Source organism: Flavobacterium psychrophilum, from assembly GCA_001708385.1.
In the GTDB taxonomy this organism is placed as follows: domain Bacteria; phylum Bacteroidota; class Bacteroidia; order Flavobacteriales; family Flavobacteriaceae; genus Flavobacterium; species Flavobacterium psychrophilum_A.
Genome location: CP012388.1, coordinates 3,552,693 through 3,573,393, shown reverse-complemented (window position 1 = coordinate 3,573,393; position 20,701 = coordinate 3,552,693). Strand labels below are relative to the sequence as shown.

At 39.5% G+C, this 20,701-nt stretch carries 12 protein-coding genes, 2 tRNA genes, 3 rRNA genes and 1 pseudogene; 6 read left to right on the top strand and 12 right to left on the bottom strand.

The annotated features are described in order from the left end of the window. Positions 1-56: 56 nt before the first annotated feature. Together ALW18_15715 and ALW18_15710 are read right to left on the bottom strand one after the other, a co-directional pair. On the bottom strand, positions 57-950 hold the full coding sequence (locus ALW18_15715; GenBank protein ID AOE53827.1) for a transcriptional regulator: 894 nt from the start codon (positions 948-950) through the stop codon (positions 57-59). Then, a complete protein-coding gene (locus ALW18_15710) occupies positions 951-1,208 on the bottom strand; it encodes a hypothetical protein (protein AOE53826.1) in 258 nt (85 codons plus the stop codon). A 72-nt stretch (positions 1,209-1,280) separates the two neighbouring features. Here ALW18_15710 and ALW18_15705 point away from each other — a divergent pair, with 72 nt between their 5' ends. From ALW18_15705 to ALW18_15685, 5 genes are all read left to right on the top strand, one after another. Next, the gene (locus ALW18_15705) at positions 1,281-2,342 is read left to right on the top strand and encodes an amino acid permease (protein ID AOE53825.1); all 1,062 of its coding nucleotides are present in this window, start codon (positions 1,281-1,283) and stop codon (positions 2,340-2,342) included. A gap of 43 nt (positions 2,343-2,385) precedes the next feature. Continuing rightward, positions 2,386-2,880 (top strand): RNA polymerase subunit sigma-70, encoded by a 495-nt coding sequence (locus ALW18_15700; protein AOE53824.1) that lies wholly within the window; start codon positions 2,386-2,388, stop codon positions 2,878-2,880. 7 nt (positions 2,881-2,887) lie between these two features. Beyond that, a complete protein-coding gene (locus ALW18_15695; protein ID AOE53823.1) occupies positions 2,888-3,529 on the top strand; it encodes a hypothetical protein in 642 nt (213 codons plus the stop codon). 2 nt (positions 3,530-3,531) lie between these two features. Further along, a complete protein-coding gene (locus ALW18_15690) occupies positions 3,532-4,386 on the top strand; it encodes a hypothetical protein (GenBank protein AOE53822.1) in 855 nt (284 codons plus the stop codon). A gap of 157 nt (positions 4,387-4,543) precedes the next feature. Further along, positions 4,544-6,616, top strand: a complete 2,073-nt coding sequence (locus ALW18_15685) for a TonB-dependent receptor (protein AOE54446.1) — start codon at positions 4,544-4,546, stop codon at positions 6,614-6,616. Positions 6,617-6,675: 59 nt separating this feature from the next. Here ALW18_15685 and ALW18_15680 read toward each other — a convergent pair whose 3' ends face one another. Then, the gene (locus ALW18_15680) at positions 6,676-7,479 is read right to left on the bottom strand and encodes a glycerol acyltransferase (GenBank protein ID AOE53821.1); all 804 of its coding nucleotides are present in this window, start codon (positions 7,477-7,479) and stop codon (positions 6,676-6,678) included. Positions 7,480-7,521: 42 nt separating this feature from the next. Beyond that, the gene (locus tag ALW18_15675; GenBank protein ID AOE53820.1) at positions 7,522-8,160 is read right to left on the bottom strand and encodes an NUDIX hydrolase; all 639 of its coding nucleotides are present in this window, start codon (positions 8,158-8,160) and stop codon (positions 7,522-7,524) included. Between the two features lie 64 nt (positions 8,161-8,224). Here ALW18_15675 and ALW18_15670 point away from each other — a divergent pair, with 64 nt between their 5' ends. Then, on the top strand, positions 8,225-8,671 hold the full coding sequence (locus tag ALW18_15670; GenBank protein AOE53819.1) for a hypothetical protein: 447 nt from the start codon (positions 8,225-8,227) through the stop codon (positions 8,669-8,671). A 55-nt stretch (positions 8,672-8,726) separates the two neighbouring features. Here the strand turns inward: ALW18_15670 and ALW18_15665 are convergent, their stop codons facing one another. From ALW18_15665 to ALW18_15630, 8 genes and pseudogenes are all read right to left on the bottom strand, one after another. Then, a complete protein-coding gene (locus ALW18_15665; protein ID AOE53818.1) occupies positions 8,727-12,008 on the bottom strand; it encodes a hypothetical protein in 3,282 nt (1,093 codons plus the stop codon). A gap of 781 nt (positions 12,009-12,789) precedes the next feature. Next, positions 12,790-12,898: ribosomal RNA gene (locus ALW18_15660) — 5S ribosomal RNA — on the bottom strand. 167 nt (positions 12,899-13,065) lie between these two features. Next, positions 13,066-15,954: ribosomal RNA gene (locus tag ALW18_15655) — 23S ribosomal RNA — on the bottom strand. Between the two features lie 126 nt (positions 15,955-16,080). Beyond that, positions 16,081-16,157: transfer RNA gene (locus ALW18_15650), tRNA-Ala, on the bottom strand. 109 nt (positions 16,158-16,266) lie between these two features. After that, positions 16,267-16,343 (bottom strand) — tRNA-Ile (locus ALW18_15645). 89 nt (positions 16,344-16,432) lie between these two features. Then, positions 16,433-17,958 (bottom strand): 16S ribosomal RNA (locus ALW18_15640). Together the 16S, 23S and 5S rRNA genes with 2 tRNA genes alongside form the textbook arrangement of a ribosomal RNA operon. 1,560 nt (positions 17,959-19,518) lie before the next feature. After that, positions 19,519-19,833, bottom strand: a pseudogene (locus ALW18_15635) (hypothetical protein). Positions 19,834-20,119: 286 nt separating this feature from the next. Further along, the gene (locus tag ALW18_15630; GenBank protein ID AOE53817.1) at positions 20,120-20,431 is read right to left on the bottom strand and encodes a hypothetical protein; all 312 of its coding nucleotides are present in this window, start codon (positions 20,429-20,431) and stop codon (positions 20,120-20,122) included. Positions 20,432-20,701: the final 270 nt, after the last annotated feature.

Here is a 20,701-nt window from a genome sequence, read left to right as displayed (position 1 = left end):
TACACAAACTTCGGAAGCTAATAAATAGTAAAGAAATGGTAAAAAGTAATACGTTATTACTTAAAGTTATAAGACAGTGCAAAATCAATGAAAACATTGGGTAATTGTCCCGGCTGTCCATGCCTGCGAATAAAATAAAAATAGCGTTTTATAGAAAGGCCTTCTACATCCAGAACCGCCAGCTGATTCTGCTTTAATTCCTGAGCAATTGCATATACCGAAAGAAATGCCACGGTTTCAGAATTTTGCAGGTACAGCTTCATACTTTCAGAACTCCCCAATTGCATTTCAACCGTTAGCTGAGGCAGCGAAATATTTATCTTCTTCAACACATTGGCAACAACTTCAAGCGTACCCGACCCGCTTTCACGAAGCACCACCGGAGTTTTAAGCAAGTCATCTTTGGTTATTGATGCCTTTTTTAACAGTGGATGCGTTTTCTTTACTACTGCCACAAGCTCATCTTTCACAAATGGATCATATTTAAAAGAAGCGTTTTTAGAATCGCCTTCAATAATACCAAGGTCTATTTCGTTTCTTTCCAAAGCCTGTTCTACTAATTCTGTATTATAGGCGGTAAGCACAACTTTTACATCGGCATATCTTTTATGAAAAGCCGCCAATATGGGTGGCAGTATATATTGTGCTGCAGTGGTACTTGCACCAATACGTAAAATACCGCCATGATGCCCGGAAAGTTCGTTTATGCTGAACTCAAGGTCGCGGTATACTTCAAAAAGTTTTTCGGTATGGTGCAGCAACAGGACTCCGGCTTCGGTAAGTTTTATTTTTGTGCCGTTACGATCAAAAAGCTTTACGTTGAAATGGCGTTCGGTTTCATGGATGTGTTTGGTAACCGCAGGTTGGGTTATAAATAGCTCTTCGGCGGCTTTAGTAAAACTTAAGCGCTTGGCAGCAGTATGAAAAACCTTGAGCCTGAAATCAAACATTTAAAAAAAGTCTTTTACGATTCGGGGAATATCTTTTTCGGCAACCTCGCCTATCCATGCATTTTTGGGTTGAATAGAAATTACAGGGGCATGCTTGCAATTGTCGGTACACGTCATACGCACAACGTCTACTCCTTTTTTGAGTCCGCATTCTTTAAGTTCTATCCTAAAGCCTTTGCGCAGCTCTTTGCTGTAATGCCCGCATTTTTTTCCATCACAAATAAAAATAACCTTTTCCGGTGCATCTAACTTTTTCATCGGGCTAAATTTAATTTATCTATACAAAAATACTACTTATATTTACAATCCTATTGATTTTTAGTCAACCTCATGAAGAAAAAATTTATACTGCCGCTGCTTCTGCTTGTGCAGATTATCCTTATAAACGTACTGTCATTTTTTCCTGAATTTGTAGAACGTTATTATAGTAACGGACTCTTCCCCTACCTGAGTAGGGCATCGCGCATCTTTTTTGGCCTTTTTGGCTTTCCTGTTGGTGATATCATCTATGGTGTTGCCATTATTTTTATTATCAGATGGCTATGGAAAACCCGGAAGACATGGAAACGGAACTATAGAGATAACCTACTAAAGATCGTAGGCGGATTTTCTGTCTTCTACTTTTTATTCCATTTGCTTTGGGCGCTGAATTACCATCGTGTTCCACTGAACGAGAAAATGGGGTTCGATAAAAAATACACCACCGAAGAACTTATTGGCTTTACCAAAAAGATGATCGCCAAAACCAATGAAATGCACAGGCAGATCGAAAAAAACGACAGCCTTAAAATTGTTAGTCCTTACACGGTTGAAGAAATTTACCATCTTTCTATAGTAGGCTACACCGATCTGGAAAAACAATTCCCCTATTTCGAGTTTAAGCACGAGAGTATTAAATCGTCACTTATAAGCACACCTTTATCCTATATGGGATTTGGCGGTTATCTTAATCCGTTTACCAATGAGGCACAGGTAAACAGCAAACTTCCCCTTTACGGACTGCCTGCCACTGCCTGCCACGAAATGTCGCACCAGATCGGTTATGCCAGCGAAAGCGAAGCCAACTTTATCGGATACATGGCAGCAACTTATAATAAAGACCTGTATTTTAAATATTCTGGTTATACCCTTGCCCTTAAATACTGCCTTCGTAATATCAACAAACTGGACGAAAAACAGGCCAAAGAATTAATGCCTACAATACTTCCCGGGGTGGTTGCCAACTTTAAGGAAAGCGAAGCTTTCAACAAAAAATATGAATCGTTTGTAGAAACGATATTTGAATATTTTTACGATAATTTCTTAAAAGCAAACAAGCAGGAAGACGGGCTTGAAGGCTACAGTAAATTTGTAGGGCTTTTGGTAAATTATTACAGGGATAAAGAATTATAATTATTCTTTGTAACAATTTACATCTTTTACCTACTTATTCAGTATGAATCCAGATCTGGAAAAATCTTTTGTGACACAGCTTCAGGAAAATCAAAACCTGATTCACAAAATATGCAGGCTCTACACAGATAGTGAAGATGCCCACAAAGACCTGTTTCAGGAAATTACAATACAACTCTGGAAAGCCTTTCCTCAATTTAGGGGCGACTCTAAATTTACTACATGGGCTTACCGTGTAGGGCTTAATACCGCCATTACCTTATACCGTAAAAAAACGAAGTCCATTAATACTATTGAATTTGACAGCAAATTTCATAAGATAGACCAAGACGAATACAATTACGAAGAAGAAGAGCATATTAAACTACTGTACCAGGCCGTACAGCAGCTTAATGATATTGAAAAAGCACTGGTATTTATGTACCTTGAAGATAAAGATTATAGCGAGATTGCCGAAACACTGGGTATTAGCGAGGTTAACGCCCGCGTTAAAATGAACAGGATTAAAGGCAAGCTTAAAAACATATTAAATCCGTAAGGACACAATGGAAGAATTAGATCTGTTAAAAAAGGATTGGAAGAAAAACGAAAATAAATTTCCCAGGGTATCTGAGCAGGAAATTTATGCCATGCTGCATAAAAATTCTACCTCTGTGGTGAAATGGATATTCGTAATAAGCGTATTTGAGTTTGCTTTTTTCCTTGCGCTTACACTACTGTTAAACGGTAACACAGGCACTAAGGAAATTGAGAGCTACATAGGCAACACAATGATTATTACAATCAATGCAATAGACTATGCTATAATGGTATACTTCTTTTGCCAGTTTTATATCAACTATAAAAAAATCACTACCACAGACAGGGTTAAAAACCTTATGTCAAGCATAATTAAAACCCGAAAAACTGTTTCCAATTATATTTTTGTAAAGATCACGTTTACAGTCATATTACTCATATATATATTTATAATATATTTTAATAATGAACCCGAAATGTTACATACACGACTTGTTGCAGAACAACAGGGCAGAACGGCCATTGTTAATATAGTATACTTTGCTCTTGTTATTTTAGGCATTGCCATCTTTGCAACACTATTATGGCTGCTTTACAGGTTAATTTACGGCATGCTGCTGAAACGCCTTAATAAGAATTATAATGAACTTAAAAAAATAAACCTGTAGTCATGAAAAAAATAGTATTAGCCGCCTTTATACTTTGCAGTTTATTTGCAAATGCACAAAAACTGGACAATAGCCTGTTATGGAAAATTTCGGGCAACGGCCTTGCAAAGCCTTCTTATTTATTTGGAACCATTCACATTACCTGCGATGCAACCCTGGATAAAAATGTATTAAAAGCATTGGACGAAACAACACAACTGTATCTGGAACTTGATATGGACGACCCTAATATGATGACCGAAATGACGGGTGGTATGGCAATGAAAGACGGTAAAAAAATGAGCACGCTTGCAAGTCCCGAAGATTTTAAAATAGCTGATGCCTTTTTTAAAACTAATCTTGGTGTATCCTTAAGTATGGTAGACACCTATAAGCCTTTCATGATAACTGCAATGCTGTACACAAAAATGATAGACTGTCCTGTTCAGTCTATTGAAGCTGAACTTATGAAAGTATCTAAAGCTCAGAACGAAGAAATATATGGCCTTGAAACCGTTCAGGAGCAAATGACAGTTTTTGATGATATTCCGTATGAAAGCCAGATGAAAGATCTTGTACGATCTGCTAAATCGGGCCTTGATAAAGAGAAAGCGGAATTCAAAAAAATGATGGATATGTATACTGCTAAAGACCTTAACGGACTAATGGCATTCATGAACGATGTCAACAACCCGATGTATTCTGAACACAATGATGTGTTGCTTAATGACCGTAACAAAAACTGGATTCCTAAAATTGAAAAAACAGCTAAAGAAAAACCAACCTTTTTTGGTGTTGGGGCTGCCCACCTTGCCGGCGACAATGGCGTTATAACACTATTGCGTAAACAAGGATACAAAGTAGAAGCAGTAAAATAACATCATGGACATAGTATAAGAGAGGCGACTGCCTCTCTTTTTGTTTAGCTTGTTTCTAGTTAATTTTCTTACATTTGAATTAAGCCAATCACCAATCAATAGACCATATGCCATATTAACCAACACACCTATGAAGTATATCTTTACTATTGCCTTACTGGCACTTTCTGTTTCAGCTTTTTCTCAGGATACAAAAAAAGATACGATAGCGGAAATGGAGACCGAACTAAAAGAAGTAATTGTAGAGAAAAAGAAAAAAGCTGTGGAACGTAAAGCCGACAGAACGATTTTTGATTTTTCGGAACAATCGTATCTAAACTCTGGCTCGCTGATGGAAGGCTTAAAAAAGCTTCCCGGACTTATAATTTCTGATATTGCCGGAATGATGTATCAGGGCAAAGCACTTGAAGTGTATCTGGATGGCCGACCGCTTAATATCTTTTCCAACGAACTAAATGCCTATCTGGAGGGCATGCCCGCAAACGCTATTGAAAAGGTAGAGGTAATTACGAACCCGGGTGCAGAGTTTCCCGCTACGTCAGGTGGAGCTATCATCAACATAATTACGTCGAAAAACGCAAAAAAATACCTGAGTGCCACCTACTCCAATGGTTACAGCTACACCAAATATACCGACTCAAGACATCGCTTTAATAACAGCATTATGATTAGCGCTGCTAACAACTTATTTGGATGGCAAATTCAGGGTGGGCAAAGTTATAGCGACACCTACCAAAAAACGCATTTCACAAATGGAAGTACGGTAATTTCAGATAACTATTCTGATGCTTCTAACCGTTTCTACTATTTAAAGACAGGACTGAAATTTGATTTTAAGAAAGACCGCTTACTACTTAATTATGACATTAATTCAAACAATAGTAACTCAGATATAATTGCCAGCGGTTTAGGTTTTGCAACAAATGACAGAAATACGTCAAAACGTTTCTATCATGATGTAATGGCTACCTATCAAAAACGGTTTGACGACCCGCTTAAAAAACTTGATTTCAGATTTAATTATAACAACAACGATGGCGACATGAACCTCGACTCAAGGACAAACGGCAACCCTGTTATTGGAAACAGCAGCAATCAGGATTATTACCTTTTTAAAACAGATTATTCGCAGGAGATAGAGTTTCTTGATAATACAAAAATCAGCGCAGGAGTGTTGGCAGAACAACTTGACTTTGAAGCTTACAGCTTTGGGTTGAAAAATTTAGATTATACCAGGACTACTCTGTCAGCCTATGGTGAAGGACAGGCTAAAAACCAAAAATTCGATTTTATTTTTGGAGGAAGACTGGAGTCGTATGATATAAGCGGCACTGCAGGATCTGACGATCTTATTCCGTTTAAACAGACTCGTTTTTTTCCTAATGCAACGATACAGTACAACCTAATACCTCAGGTGTACGCAAACATTAACTATAACAAAAAAATTCGTCTCCCCAATACCGCTTCATTAAACCCTAATACTACTTATCAAAATCCAAATGTAGGCTTTTACGGCAATCCGTACCTTGAACCTACCATATACGATAATTATGAAGTACAGCTTAGCGCTTTCGAATATTTTACAATCGGATACTCAGTGTCAGATGCTAACAATGCTATAATCAACAGGATAATTACCACGCCAAATGGTATTGCCAGCGTTACAGAAAATCTCAAAAGTCTAACAGTACGTAATTTCAATTTTGGAATTCCATTGCCTTATATGCTGTTTACTAAAGGCCTTACAGAAACCCTAAAAATGGACTTTAACCCTGACGAAATTAACTTTATGTACATTTATGCAGGCAACCAAAAGCAGGATATTCCGGGGCTTGACACAAAAAGTTTTTGGAACTTTAATGTAATGTCTCAGATCCTGCTTCCAAAAAAAATTAAGTTTACTGTAAACTACATGACCTCTACAACCGGTGGAAATTTCAATTACTACACAATAGAAAAACCGTTTAACAACCAGGCAGATATTACTTTTGCAAAAAAGTTCCTGTCAGATAATCTATCGGTTTCTGTATACCTAAATGATGTACTCAACACGAACAGGCAGGAATACGGTATTGTAGGAACCGACCTCAATTATAAAAGCCGTTATGACTCAAGAAGAATCGGCTTCTCGCTAAACTATAAAATCCCAACTAGAAATAAGCTTGCAAAAGAAAACAACATCCTTAATAACGACAAAATACAGGAAAACAATAGTACCATCGGTAATTAGTATCTTTTCACTAACTATTGAGATAAAACAAAAGAGAGGCAATTGCCTCTCTTTTGTTTTTAATAATTCCATTGCCTTTGCTTGTTCAGTTCTTCCTGAACTTCTATCACTTCCGGCGGTATTACCTTAAGGAATGACGGATGCTGTTCAATAGCATATTCTATTTTTTCAACGATCTGTTCCACCGTTTCATTATCATAATCAATATCTAAAGGTTCCTTAACGATAAATGACTGCAGGATACCTTTCTTTTTCAGCCTCAGCCCTTTTTTGTCAAACGAACGACGAAAGCCATCAATTACAATCGGCACAACAATAGGCTTGTGTTGCTTTATTATGTGTGCCGTCCCCTTACGGATAGGCTTAAACGGCTTGGTCGTTCCCTGCGGAAACGTAATTACCCATCCATCTTCCAATGCAATCCTTATATTCTCTGTATCGTTAGGATTCACCTCCCGTTGTACTTCCTGTCCTTTGGCCCTCCATGTCCTTTCTACAGTAATAGCGCCTGCATACGACAGTATACGCGGTAACAAACCTTCTTTCATGGTTTCTTTAGCAGCCACGTAGTAAATATTAAGCTTAGGATACCAAATGTATCCAACATTCTTAATATTGTCTTCACGGCCTTTAAGGCTTGCGTTAAACACATGAAACATAGCTACTACATCGGCAAAGTACGTCTGGTGATTAGATATAAACAAAACATTCCTGTCAGGCAACGCCCGTATGATCTCAGAACCATCAACAAACAGTTCATTAAAACCACGGTAGCGCCTGTGCGTAAGTATCCCAAAAACACGGATTAACCATTTTTTGAGGAATAATATATGTCCGAAGGGATTTCTTTTAAATAAACCCATAATTAGTGCAAAATAAACCACAAACTTACAAAAACCGCACCACTATAGTACGCTTTTTATAGTTTCTTTAAGCTCGCTAAGAATCATTGCGGTAGCCCCCCAGACAATATGTTCATCTACTTTAAAGGCCGGAACTTTAATCATCTGTGAATAAGAAGTCTGCATATCGGTTTCAATTACTATAGAATCATCCAGGAAAACATCCAGCGAAAGCTGAATAATCTCAACAACTTCATCAGGATTAGGTTTAAATACCGGTTCGTTTAGGGAAAGCCCTAAAAAAGGTGCTACTAAAAAATTGCTTGGTGGTATGTAAATTTCCGTAAAAGGCATAACCACATCTATATCATCGGGTGCGACACCGACTTCTTCAAACGTCTCGCGAACAGCTGTTTCGGCCAGACTGCCGTCTTCAGGTTCGGCTTTACCCCCCGGAAAGGAAATCTGGGACGAATGTATGCCCGGATAAGCATTACGCTTAATAAGTATAAGGTGAGCCTGCTCATTTTTAGGATAAAAAAGCATCATCACTGCCGATCGTCTTGGGTTATTGGCTTTATAGTATTCGGGATCTAATGTAGGCAGCCGCTCTAAAGGAGCCATTTTTGCATGTGCAGTAAGCGCCGGAAGCTGCTGATTTACTATCTTTGGTATGTATTTTATAAATTCGGTAAAAAGCATTTGAGATAAATCTTAATTACCATAAAGATACTTTAAATAAAAAGCACCACAAAAAACAACCTGTATGTTTAGCAAAGCTGAATCCCAAATAATAAAAAAAGAATTCTGGACGGCATTCGCCGAAGCCTATCCGCGCAAATGGCTATTGTATGACACAAAGATTAAAGATGTTTCTTTTAAGTTTTATGTAGACAATAAAAAAGCACAGGTGCTTATGGATATTGAACCCAAGGATGAAGAAAAGCGTAAAATTTACTATGAAAAGGTAGAGTCGCTAAAAAACATACTTCACGAAGACTTTTTACCGGAAGCTGTTTTAGAAAGAAACTTTCATTTGGAAACAGGAAAAGTTATCAGCCGTATCTGGGTAGAGAAAACGGGTGGCATCAGTCTTTATAATAAAGCCACATGGAATGAGATCTTCGATTTCTTTAATGAGAACATGGATATGTTTGAAAGGTTCTTTTACGAGTACCAGGACTACATAAAAGATTTAGATGTAAATACATAAATAAAATGCCCTTTCATATCTGAAAGGGCATTTTTGCTTTTATAACTAACTAAAATTAACGGAGCATAGAGAAATGCCCTTTAAGTTCTCTTCCATCTTCTCTGGTTACTACAAACCAGTAATCGGTTGAAGGAAGTTCTATACCATTAAGTTTACCATCCCATCCATCGCTCATTGCGCCGAAAGATGTAATGGGCTTGCCATAACGGTCAAAGATATGAATCTTCATGTGCGGCTCTTTTACCGCGTATTCTATCCTCCATTTGTCATGGTATCCATCTCCGTTAGGAGTAAAGAAATTTGGATAGTGAAGCAATACTACTTCTTCATTTACCTCGCCGCAGCCATTGCCATCGCGGACGAAAACCTGGTACACGCCTGTTTTTAGCCCTGTGAAAGTATCCTCTGCCTGATAGTTGAAACCATCCAGAGAATATTCAAAGTTGCCGGAACCTTCGGCATGTACCGTAATGGTGTTTTCATCCAGAGTCCAGTCTGATGTATCTATCTTAACGATAGTTGGGGTTACAGATTGTTTTATTTCTACGCTGTTATCGCCTGTACAAACTCTGTCTCCGTATACTTTATCTACAGTTACAGTATATGTACCAGATTTATCAACATAAATAGTTCTTCCTTTCTGGCCATCAGACCAAACGTAATTTATAAATCCTGCTTCTGCTGTAATAGCAACCTTGCCTTCATTACAAATAGTACCTCTTGTTGTAATTTGCGGTAGTGGCTTTTCTCCAATAAATAATTTAAAAGAAGTTGTTCCGTGGCAAATTTTTATTTCTTTATGAACAAGCCTTACATAAATAGTCTGTCCGTTTGATGTATTGTGATAGAATTCCGGCAATGGACGCTCATTACTATCTGCATCTGCCTGGGTAAGGTGATACGTAATTGTGTACATAGAGCTGTGAAGTGGACCAAGTACAGCCGCATCCTGATCTGTAAGGTGATATTCGTACTCATCAACTGTACCCGGTTCGGCACAAACAATCATATCGCTCGGTTCAGTAGCGTCTGTGATAGACGGAAGGTTTAACACATTAAATCCCTTTGTGTTTTTGTTTCCACATGCATCTTCAATCTCAAATTTATATTCAGCTGCGTCAAGGTTTGTAAATATGTTACTTGCGCCATTATCAACTACAAAAGGCTCTCCGTTTTTCGCGGTGATCTTATACGTCACAGGATATCCAAGAATTTCGAGTACAACATCGTTAGGCTGCCCTGCGCACGCTAATGTATATGCCGCAGTGATTTCAAGTTTTTCAGTATATTTAAATTCACCAAGAACGCTAAGACATATTGTTTTTTCCGGAGTACCATCTCCATAGGTAGTGAACTTTTTAACTACCCTCATTGTTCCATTGTAATTAAAGTTATGACGTGTTTCTTTATTGCTCAAACCAATACCCGTTGAAGCTGTAGGAACCGTGCCTTCAACATAATCTACTCCAAAAACAGGGTGTATCCATGTTTTTGTAGCTTCATTGTAGTACTGTAGCCAGTAAGCACTGCCATCAATTCCATTACTTGTGTCATTAAGAGATACTGAGAACGTACCACAATTAGGTGTAAATGTAAACGCATCAACAGGTTTAGAATAACCTTCTATTTTTATTTCAAGATCTTTAACTACGCCACAAATATCAGTAGCCCTGAATGTGTAGTCGCCTTCAGGAAGTTCTGCCATATAGAAGATACCATTATCAGCTATTTTAGACGTTACATCTTTAGAACCTTTAAATCCGGACGGCCATTCTATAATTTTCACTTCGGTAAGTTTACCATTGCCACTACTTGCACTTACAGTTCCAAAACCGGAATCACATGATGGTAGGGTACTTATAGAAAACTCCCTCTCTTTATATTCGGGTACTAAAATTTTTACTTCATAGGTAAAGTTACACTCATCGGTAATTGTAATTGTATACTCTCCCAAAGGAAGATCGTTCATAGCAAGGATACCATCTCCCGTAATCCTGTTTGAAACATCCTGAGGTAATATTAATTTTTGTGCTTTTAAATACTTTTCGGGAGCAGCAGTGATTATTGCCGTTACAAGTTTAGATTCAGGCATACTTGCCCTGATATATCCAAATAATGAAAAACAACCATTGTTAACACCATATAATGTTGGCTCAGGCTTTTTAAATTCAACTTTGATTGAATCGATAGCTTTTCTTCCACACAAGTCCGTGATTTCAATTATGTAATCTCCAAATGGAACTGGGGTATCTTCATTTCCGTAATTAACATTCGGTGTGGTAAACGGACCATTTGGTGTCGCGTTATAAGTCGATACATTAAAATCATCCGGAGCTTTTAAAAATTTAACTTTATAAGAAGTTGTGTATCGTGAAGCACTGATCTTAAGGTATTTTTTAGCACATGGCACTTTACCGGTACTTAATGAAAGAAGGATCTCCGGTGTAACAACATTATCCTTTTTCTCAGTAAGATTTTCACAATGATCGGTAACCCTCATGTCATAAGTATACGATTCCGTCATGTAACGCGGTACAACCATAGATACTTCAAGAGATGTCGGACTGCCAGTTTGGTATGTTTTGTTTACAACAATTGGATTACCACCTATACTAAGCGGCGTTAGTGTACTTTGCACAGTAAGTGGATATCCTATACCACCACCGATTGGAGTAATAACATTCATTACCTTGATTGAGTCACAGATAACATTTACATTATCAGGATAAGAAGTATCAGATATTGCTAATACAGTTGATACCACATTAAGCGTGTAGGTCTTTACTTTAGCGTCACCACATTTGTCGTAAGCCCTTATATTGTATGTACCTGTTGGAAGGTCTTTAAATATATTAGAACGTTGCAATGGCCTCTTAACAGGACCTGAAATTATTTCATATTTGTCTCCCGTTCCCGATGTAGCATTTACAATAATATCACCCACTTCTGCACAATGCTGCGTAGAAGTTGAAATGTCTATAGCAAACGGTACGATTTTATTTTCGATTGTAACTGTTTTCTCTTGCCTGTTACTCTGATCACCCAAAGATTGAATAGCCTCAATCTTATAAGTAGCAGCAGAAAGACTACCAATATTATTGGTAGTTAAAACAGTGATAGGATTAGTAACATCCGGCAGGACATATACTTTGTAAAGAATAGTTGAATTTTGTGTCTTGTTAGTTACAGTAAATTTTAGTGTGCCATTTCCTAGGCATGTCTCGTCAGTTTTATTTATCATTAAGCTAAAATCTTTTAGCTGAGCCTGCACAGCAGATGTAAATAAAATTGTAAACAGCAGAATTAATGTTTTTTTCATAGTAGTAGTAAGTTCCATTAACATTTAAACCTGTCTTTTCTCCCCCCCCGCAGCCAAACAGATTATCTCTATTCATTTCTACTGCAATAATAAATAATTTTTCTACATAACTATTTGATTTTTAATTAGTTAACTTTACGGTTTATCGATGATTAGTGCATTATTCATATTTTAAATAATCATTAATAACATAAACTAATTGATTTACAGATATTTATGATTATTTTAAGATATTTATATCTCTTTCTTAACTAACAAAAAATAATTGATTTTAACACCTTTCGATACTAAATTTAGTCAAAATTATAAACATAAAGCAACATGTTGACACAAATTTTAATAAGTTCACAAAAGATTAACTTTGTAGCTTAAATATAAAATATGAAAATTCTTTCAATAAAAACTAAAAAAATCTTAAAATATATTAATAGATGTTAATTGAAGTAATTTATAACAGGCTGAAAAGCAAATGGATGGAAATTCCGTAATATTTATCTATAAGAATAGTCTTAATTTATGATCACTTCAATACTTAAAGTTGCACATAGTCACAATGTTAATTAGATAAGTACTATACACCGTAATAAGAAAGAAACGCATTACAGTACAAATTGAGAGTTACCCTAAAATTAAAAAATGTAGTAGTGTATTAAATTCAATTACAAATATTGACCTTGATTAAAATAACATTTTTGTTATTCTATTTGAAGAGATTTTACCCAATAAGTATTTGGTCAGTAAATCTGGCTTTATTACAAAACAAAAAACCCTTCATCGTAAAGATGAAGGGTTTTCAAAAGAAAGGCGATGACATACTCTCCCACAAACTGCAGTACCATCTGCGCAGGCGGGCTTAACTTCTCTGTTCGGGATGGGAAGAGGTGAGCCCCGCCGCAATAACCACCTTAAGTTTTTAAGGCAATAGGCATCAGCCATAAGGCATCTGCTCTCTTGCGCGGTCCATAGGTCTTTTGGCTTATGCCTGGGAACTAATGGATAATATCTTAACATACTGAGATAAAAATAAGTATACTTGTTTAGAAAGTTCTCTCCCCGCCCAAGGGCGGGGAAAAGAGGCGTACATAAGCTTACAGGTTATTAGTACTACTCGACTATGACATTACTGCCTTTACATCTATAGCCTATCAACGTGGTCATCTTCCACGACCTTTAAAAGAAATCTCATCTTGTGGTGGGTTTCGCGCTTATATGCTTTCAGCGCTTATCCCTTCCAAACGTAGCTACTCTGCGGTGCTCCTGGCGGAACAACAGATACACCAGAGGTTTGTCCGACTCGGTCCTCTCGTACTAGAATCAGATCCACTCAAATTTCTAACGCCCACAGTAGATAGAGACCGAACTGTCTCACGACGTTCTGAACCCAGCTCGCGTGCCACTTTAATGGGCGAACAGCCCAACCCTTGGGACCTTCTCCAGCCCCAGGATGTGACGAGCCGACATCGAGGTGCCAAACCCCCCCGTCGATATGAGCTCTTGGGGGAGATCAGCCTGTTATCCCCGGCGTACCTTTTATCCTTTGAGCGATGGCCCTTCCATGCGGAACCACCGGATCACTATGCTCTACTTTCGTACCTGATCGACCTGTATGTCTCTCAGTCAAGCTCCCTTATGCCATTGCACTCTACGCACGGTTACCAAGCGTGCTGAGGGAACCTTTAGAAGCCTCCGTTACTCTTTTGGAGGCGACCACCCCAGTCAAACTACCCACCAAGCAATGTCCCCCACATAGCGGGGTTAGGCCTCAGATAAGCAAAGGGTGGTATTTCAACAATGACTCCACAACGCCTGGCGACGCCGCTTCAAAGTCTCCCACCTATCCTACACATCACTTATCCAAGGTCAATACTAAGCTATAGTAAAGGTGCACAGGGTCTTTTCGTCCCACTGCGGGTAATCGGCATCTTCACCGATACTACAATTTCACCGAGCTCATGGCTGAGACAGTGTCCAGATCGTTACACCATTCGTGCAGGTCGGAACTTACCCGACAAGGAATTTCGCTACCTTAGGACCGTTATAGTTACGGCCGCCGTTTACTGGGGCTTCAATTCAATGCTTCTCCGAAGATAACATCTCCTCTTAACCTTCCAGCACCGGGCAGGTGTCAGGCCCTATACTTCATCTTACGATTTTGCAGAGCCCTGTGTTTTTGATAAACAGTCGCCTGGACCTTTTCACTGCGGCCAGCATTGCTGCTGGCGACCTTTCTCCCGAAGTTACAGGTCTATTTTGCCTAATTCCTTAGCCATGAATCTCTCGAGCACCTTAGGATTCTCTCCTCGACTACCTGTGTCGGTTTACGGTACGGGTTCTTATAATCTAAGTTTAGAAGCTTTTCTTGGAAGCCCTTAGGCGCACTATCACTTTGTCCGAAGACTCCGTGTACTATCGTATTTCACCAGTCCCCGCGCATTTAACTACGGGGCCTATAGCTAGGTACTTTAACGAACTATTCCGTCAGTTCGCGGCGCTTTCATCACTCCGTCACTCCATCACAACTATAAGAAGTACGGGAATATTAACCCGTTGGCCATCGACTGTCCCTTTCGGGTTCGCCTTAGGTCCCGACTAACCCTCAGCTGATTAGCATAGCTGAGGAAACCTTAGTCTTTCGGTGTGCGGGTTTCTCGCCCGCATTATCGTTACTTATGCCTACATTTTCTTTTCTAAGCGGTCCAGCAATACTCACATATCACCTTCAACCCCCTTAGAATGCTCCCCTACCACTTGCAGTAAACTGCAAATCCATAGCTTCGGTACTATACTTATGCCCGATTATTATCCATGCTCGTCCGCTCGACTAGTGAGCTGTTACGCACTCTTTAAATGAATGGCTGCTTCCAAGCCAACATCCTAGCTGTCTGGGCAGACAAACCTCGTTTTTTCAACTTAGTATAGATTTGGGGACCTTAGCTGATGGTCTGGGTTCTTTCCCTCTCGGACATGGACCTTAGCACCCATGCCCTCACTGCTGGTTATCATTATATAGCATTCGGAGTTTGTCAGGAATTGGTAGGCGGTGAAGCCCCCGCATCCAATCAGTAGCTCTACCTCTATATAACTAGTGTCCAGCGCTGCACCTAAATGCATTTCGGGGAGTACGAGCTATTTCCGAGTTTGATTGGCCTTTCACCCCTACCCACAGGTCATCCGAAGACTTTTCAACGTCAACCGGTTCGGACCTCCACTATGTGTTACCACAGCTTCATCCTGCCCATGGGTAGATCACACGGTTTCGCGTCTACCATTACTGACTAAAGCGCCCTATTAAGACTCGCTTTCGCTACGGATCCATAACTTAATTACTTATCCTTGCCAGCAACGGTAACTCGTAGGCTCATTATGCAAAAGGCACGCCGTCACAGAACAAGTCTGCTCCGACCGCTTGTAGGCGCATGGTTTCAGGATCTATTTCACTCCGTTATTCACGGTTCTTTTCACCTTTCCCTCACGGTACTGGTTCACTATCGGTCTCTCAGGAGTATTTAGCCTTAGCGGATGGTCCCGCCAGTTTCAGACAGGGTTTCACGTGCCCCGCCCTACTCAGGATACCACTATCTATTACATTTGTTACCTGTACGGGATTATCACCCTCTATGATTAACCTTTCCAGGTTATTCCAGTTCCTCATGCATAAAATATCGTGGTCCTACAACCCCAATATTGCCGTAACAACATTGGTTTGGGCTGTTCCGCGTTCGCTCGCCACTACTTACGGAATCACTTTTGTTTTCTTCTCCTCCGCCTACTTAGATGTTTCAGTTCAGCGGGTTTGCCCTCCTATCGGAGTACTATGTCTTCAACATAGTGGGTTGCCCCATTCGGATATCTACGGATCAATTCGTGTGTGCCAATCCCCGTAGCTTTTCGCAGCTTATCACGTCCTTCTTCGCCTCTGAGAGCCACAGGCATCCCCCATGCGCCCTTATTTTGCTTATTGTACTTTTTTTGTGTTACATATAGCAACACAAATGTGCTTTCTATATTTTTCTACTTTGTATTTATCTCAATATGTCAATGAACTGTGGCGCGCCGCCACTGGCAATTAATTCCAGTGTCAGACTTTGCCTGGTGGAGAATATCGGAGTCGAACCGATGACCTCCTGCGTGCAAGGCAGGCGCTCTAGCCAGCTGAGCTAATCCCCCGTATTTAGCTGACAGTTAACAGTCTTTAGTTAACAGTCCTATACGGTTCGTCACTAAATAGTGCAACTCATCTTCTAAAATTTCCTTCTAAGTAAATGAGCGAAGCTTATAGTAGTCCCGGGCAGACTCGAACTGCCGACCCCTACATTATCAGTGTAGTACTCTAACCAGCTGAGCTACGAGACTATTTATTTTTCAGCTCTCTTTACTTTAAATTTTTGAACTAACAGCGAGAATAAAACCTATTTTTCTCATAATTATTAACCAAGCGGTCGTGTCTCTAGAAAGGAGGTGTTCCAGCCGCACCTTCCGGTACGGCTACCTTGTTACGACTTAGCCCCAGTTACCAGTTTTACCCTAGGCAGCTCCTTGCGGTCACCGACTTCAGGTACCCCCAGCTTCCATGGCTTGACGGGCGGTGTGTACAAGGCCCGGGAACGTATTCACCGGATCATGGCTGATATCCGATTACTAGCGATTCCAGCTTCATGGAGTCGGGTTGCAGACTCCAATCCGAACTGTGACCGGTTTTATAGATTCGCTCCTGGTCGCCCAGTGGCTGCTCTCTGTACCGGCCATTGTAGCACGTGTGTAGCCCAGGACGTAAGGGCCGTGATGATTTGACGTCATCCCCACCTTCCTCACGGTTTGCACCGGCAGTCTTGTTAGAGTTCCCGACATGACTCGCTGGCAACTAACAACAGGGGTTGCGCTCGTTATAGGACTTAACCTGACACCTCACGGCACGAGCTGACGACAACCATGCAGCACCTTGTAAGTTGTCCGAAGAAAAACCTGTTTCCAAGCCTGTCAACCTACATTTAAGCCCTGGTAAGGTTCCTCGCGTATCATCGAATTAAACCACATGCTCCACCGCTTGTGCGGGCCCCCGTCAATTCCTTTGAGTTTCAAACTTGCGTTCGTACTCCCCAGGTGGGATACTTATCACTTTCGCTTAGCCACTCAGTATTGCTACCAAACAGCTAGTATCCATCGTTTACGGCGTGGACTACCAGGGTATCTAATCCTGTTCGCTCCCCACGCTTTCGTCCATCAGCGTCAATGTATTGTTAGTAACCTGCCTTCGCAATTGGTATTCCATGTAATATCTAAGCATTTCACCGCTACACTACATATTCTAGTTACTTCACAATAATTCAAGTTCTACAGTATCAATGGCAGTTCGATAGTTGAGCTACCGGATTTCACCACTGACTTATAAAACCGCCTACGGACCCTTTAAACCCAATGATTCCGGATAACGCTTGGATCCTCCGTATTACCGCGGCTGCTGGCACGGAGTTAGCCGATCCTTATTCCTACAGTACCGTCAATCTGGCTCACGAGCCAGGGTTTCTTCCTGTATAAAAGCAGTTTACACACCATAGATGCTTCATCCTGCACGCGGCATGGCTGGATCAGGCTTGCGCCCATTGTCCAATATTCCTCACTGCTGCCTCCCGTAGGAGTCTGGTCCGTGTCTCAGTACCAGTGTGGGGGATCTCCCTCTCAGGACCCCTACCCATCATAGCCTTGGTATGCCGTTACCACACCAACTAGCTAATGGGACGCATGCTCATCTTGTACCGATAAATCTTTAATGATAAAGGGATGTCCCCTCAACATACTATAAGGTATTAATCCAAATTTCTCTGGGCTATCCCTTTGTACAAGGCAGATTGCATACGCGTTACGCACCCGTGCGCCGGTCTCAAGGCCCGAAAGCCTCTACCCCTCGACTTGCATGTGTTAAGCCTGCCGCTAGCGTTCATCCTGAGCCAGGATCAAACTCTTCATCGTATATTTTTAATATTTTTACGACCTTATATGCTAGGTTTTTTTCTTATGATAATCAAGATCTTACTCTCTCTTATGCTGTCAATCCAATATGTCTATGAACGTGTTCTTCTTATTTATTTCCGCTTAACAAACTTTCGTTCTCAAAGCGGCTGCAAAAGTACAACTTCTTTTTAATCCCGCAAGCTTTTTTGAAAAAAAATTTTCTCAAAATTCTAACAGATAAAAATCAATCCCAGTCTTGCAATGAACCCCACTCCTCACGGTTTGGGAGGGCAAAGATAACATCTTTTTCCTTTACAAAACAAGCCTTTTTAAAACTTTTTTTTATCCACTATGAAACACTTTAATTAGTATCCCTCTTGCGTATCAGTCTGTCAATGTACTTCTCTAATGCGGGTGCAAAAGTACCATTATTTAAACCCTATCCAAACTTTAAATCACCTTTTTTTAATCTTTTTTTAACACCTATCCTTAACTCATTGGTTACGCGGTTTTTGACAACAAAAGTTTTTTTGCTATTTGTTTAAGACACATAAAGGAAACATGAAGTTTCATAAAAAAGCATTTACACTACTCCTTATATATATTATAGTATACCGCAAACACCCTAGCCCCGATAGAGCCGGTATCCTCGAAGCAAAGCGGAGAGATTAAGGCGATAGCGGGAAATGGCTCCTGAAAAACTACTCTTATATATAGGTATTTATTAAAACCTGACACCTGTGCCGACACTATTGTATTGAACCGTGAGCTAAGTCTTAACCAATTTAAGAAAATAACGACTCGAATTAAAAAGGAAAACATATGGGGCCTTCAGGGAATCTTGTCGAAAAAGAAACTACAGTAACTACAATGCTGACAGCAGATTGCATTATTAAAAAACTACAAAAGGCGATACAATTACCTTAACCCTTGATTAGGATTCGCCCTAGCGATAAATTACATAACTGGTAAAACCTAATTTGCCAACTGATGCACTATCATCCTGCAACAAGCCAACTGCATTGGCTGTAACTACTGCACGGAACTTGCGCCGGAAAAATTTGTTATGTCTAGAAAGGACGGTAAATGTATTATAGTGAATTCAGTTTAAAAAAGGCTTTTTCGCATTGAAGGAGCCTGACTTTTCTGTTTACGAAGATTTTAATAGAGCCGCGAAAGCGTACCCCGTGAAGATTATAAGCATAAAGGAAGAGTACTAAAACTTTATTGATGGACGAGGCGGATTCTTTGCCGTCCTGGATTCTTTTGGAACCAGAACCTGATTGATAATTTTTTTATCATAAATAGCCCGTTTCGTATTTTTATCTTCCCACTCGTATTGAAGATCCATACGGTTTTTTCTTTTTTCCCTTATGGAAGTTTCGGTAGGCACTTCAGACAAAAACAAACCATATAATCCGAGTTTATTATTTTCCAGTACAGTATATGTAGCGTAATTATCCCATATATGGGCATACTCTTTTATTGACCATTTTAGTTCTTCATCGGGCACTTCAATAGCTTCTGTTTTACAAGGATAACAAATATTTGTTGCAGTAATACAAAACTTACTGTCTTTAGCTTCTAAAATTACACCGGGAAGGCCATGCAATTTTAGCGGACCGAAAGACATCGGAATATCTCGAGAAAACCAAACAGTCCACGTTCTGCCTCTAAACTCACCAATTGCTTTTTGTACCTTGTGATTTAATATAGTTTTATATTCTTCTTTCAATTGCCAGTCTATATCAATCCATGTATCAGTCACTAAATAAGCCGGAAACGGTTTATTCGCCTTAAAACGGAACAGAAACTGTTTGGTATCATTATTACGATAATACATTGTCCCCTTTTCATCATACGCACTCTGTACCACCCGCACATTTCCGCTTTCATAATCCATACGGTTACCGTTATCTTCGTCCATGCCGTACTTATGGGAAAGGCTTAGCGATTCGGTTACATTAAAAAAAAGTTTACTCACATAATAATCTTCCGATTTATCTATCTGAGTAAATTTATTCTTATAAGTTATAACACCCTGTCTCACTGAATCGTTTTGAGCAAACACAGTACTTATAATAAAACAAAAAACAATTGTCCACTTTTCTTTCATAGAATATTAATATCTACTGTAAAAAAAATAACCATGTGGTACGCCACGTGGTTACATTAACTAGTTAAAAGAACATTTTTATCAGCCTATCAATAATAGTGTCCATTGTGTCCCAAGGGTAGATCCCGAACTGGTACATGCCATCGTAATGAAGACCACTACCATCCCAGGTATATACATAAACAGGAACATATCTTGCATTTACGCCATTGTAACTATTTGTTTTAAGAGTTACCTCAACTTCTTCTGGTTTGTATGTTCCAGATACATCCAGTTCGGTCTTTTGACCTTCTAAATCTACAACAAATTTTGTCTGAGCATTAACCGAAGTAATCGTCCCTAATGTAAACAGGAATAGAAATAATAATTTTTTCATAATAATAAAATTAAAAGATTGGTTTTGGTTTCGGAAACTATTTCCTGACGGTTGCGCAATGTCGATGTCAAACTTAGATTATAATTAGGTTAATATTTGTTAATCAAAAGTTAAACACTTAATTATCAATATTTTAAATAAATCGAGTTATAAAATAATTAACATATAGGATCTTACGTTACTATTCAGATATTATTTACGGATAAATCTAATTAACAAAACCCAAAAAAAAGTGCGTAACATCACCTGACGCTACGCACTTTAACCAAC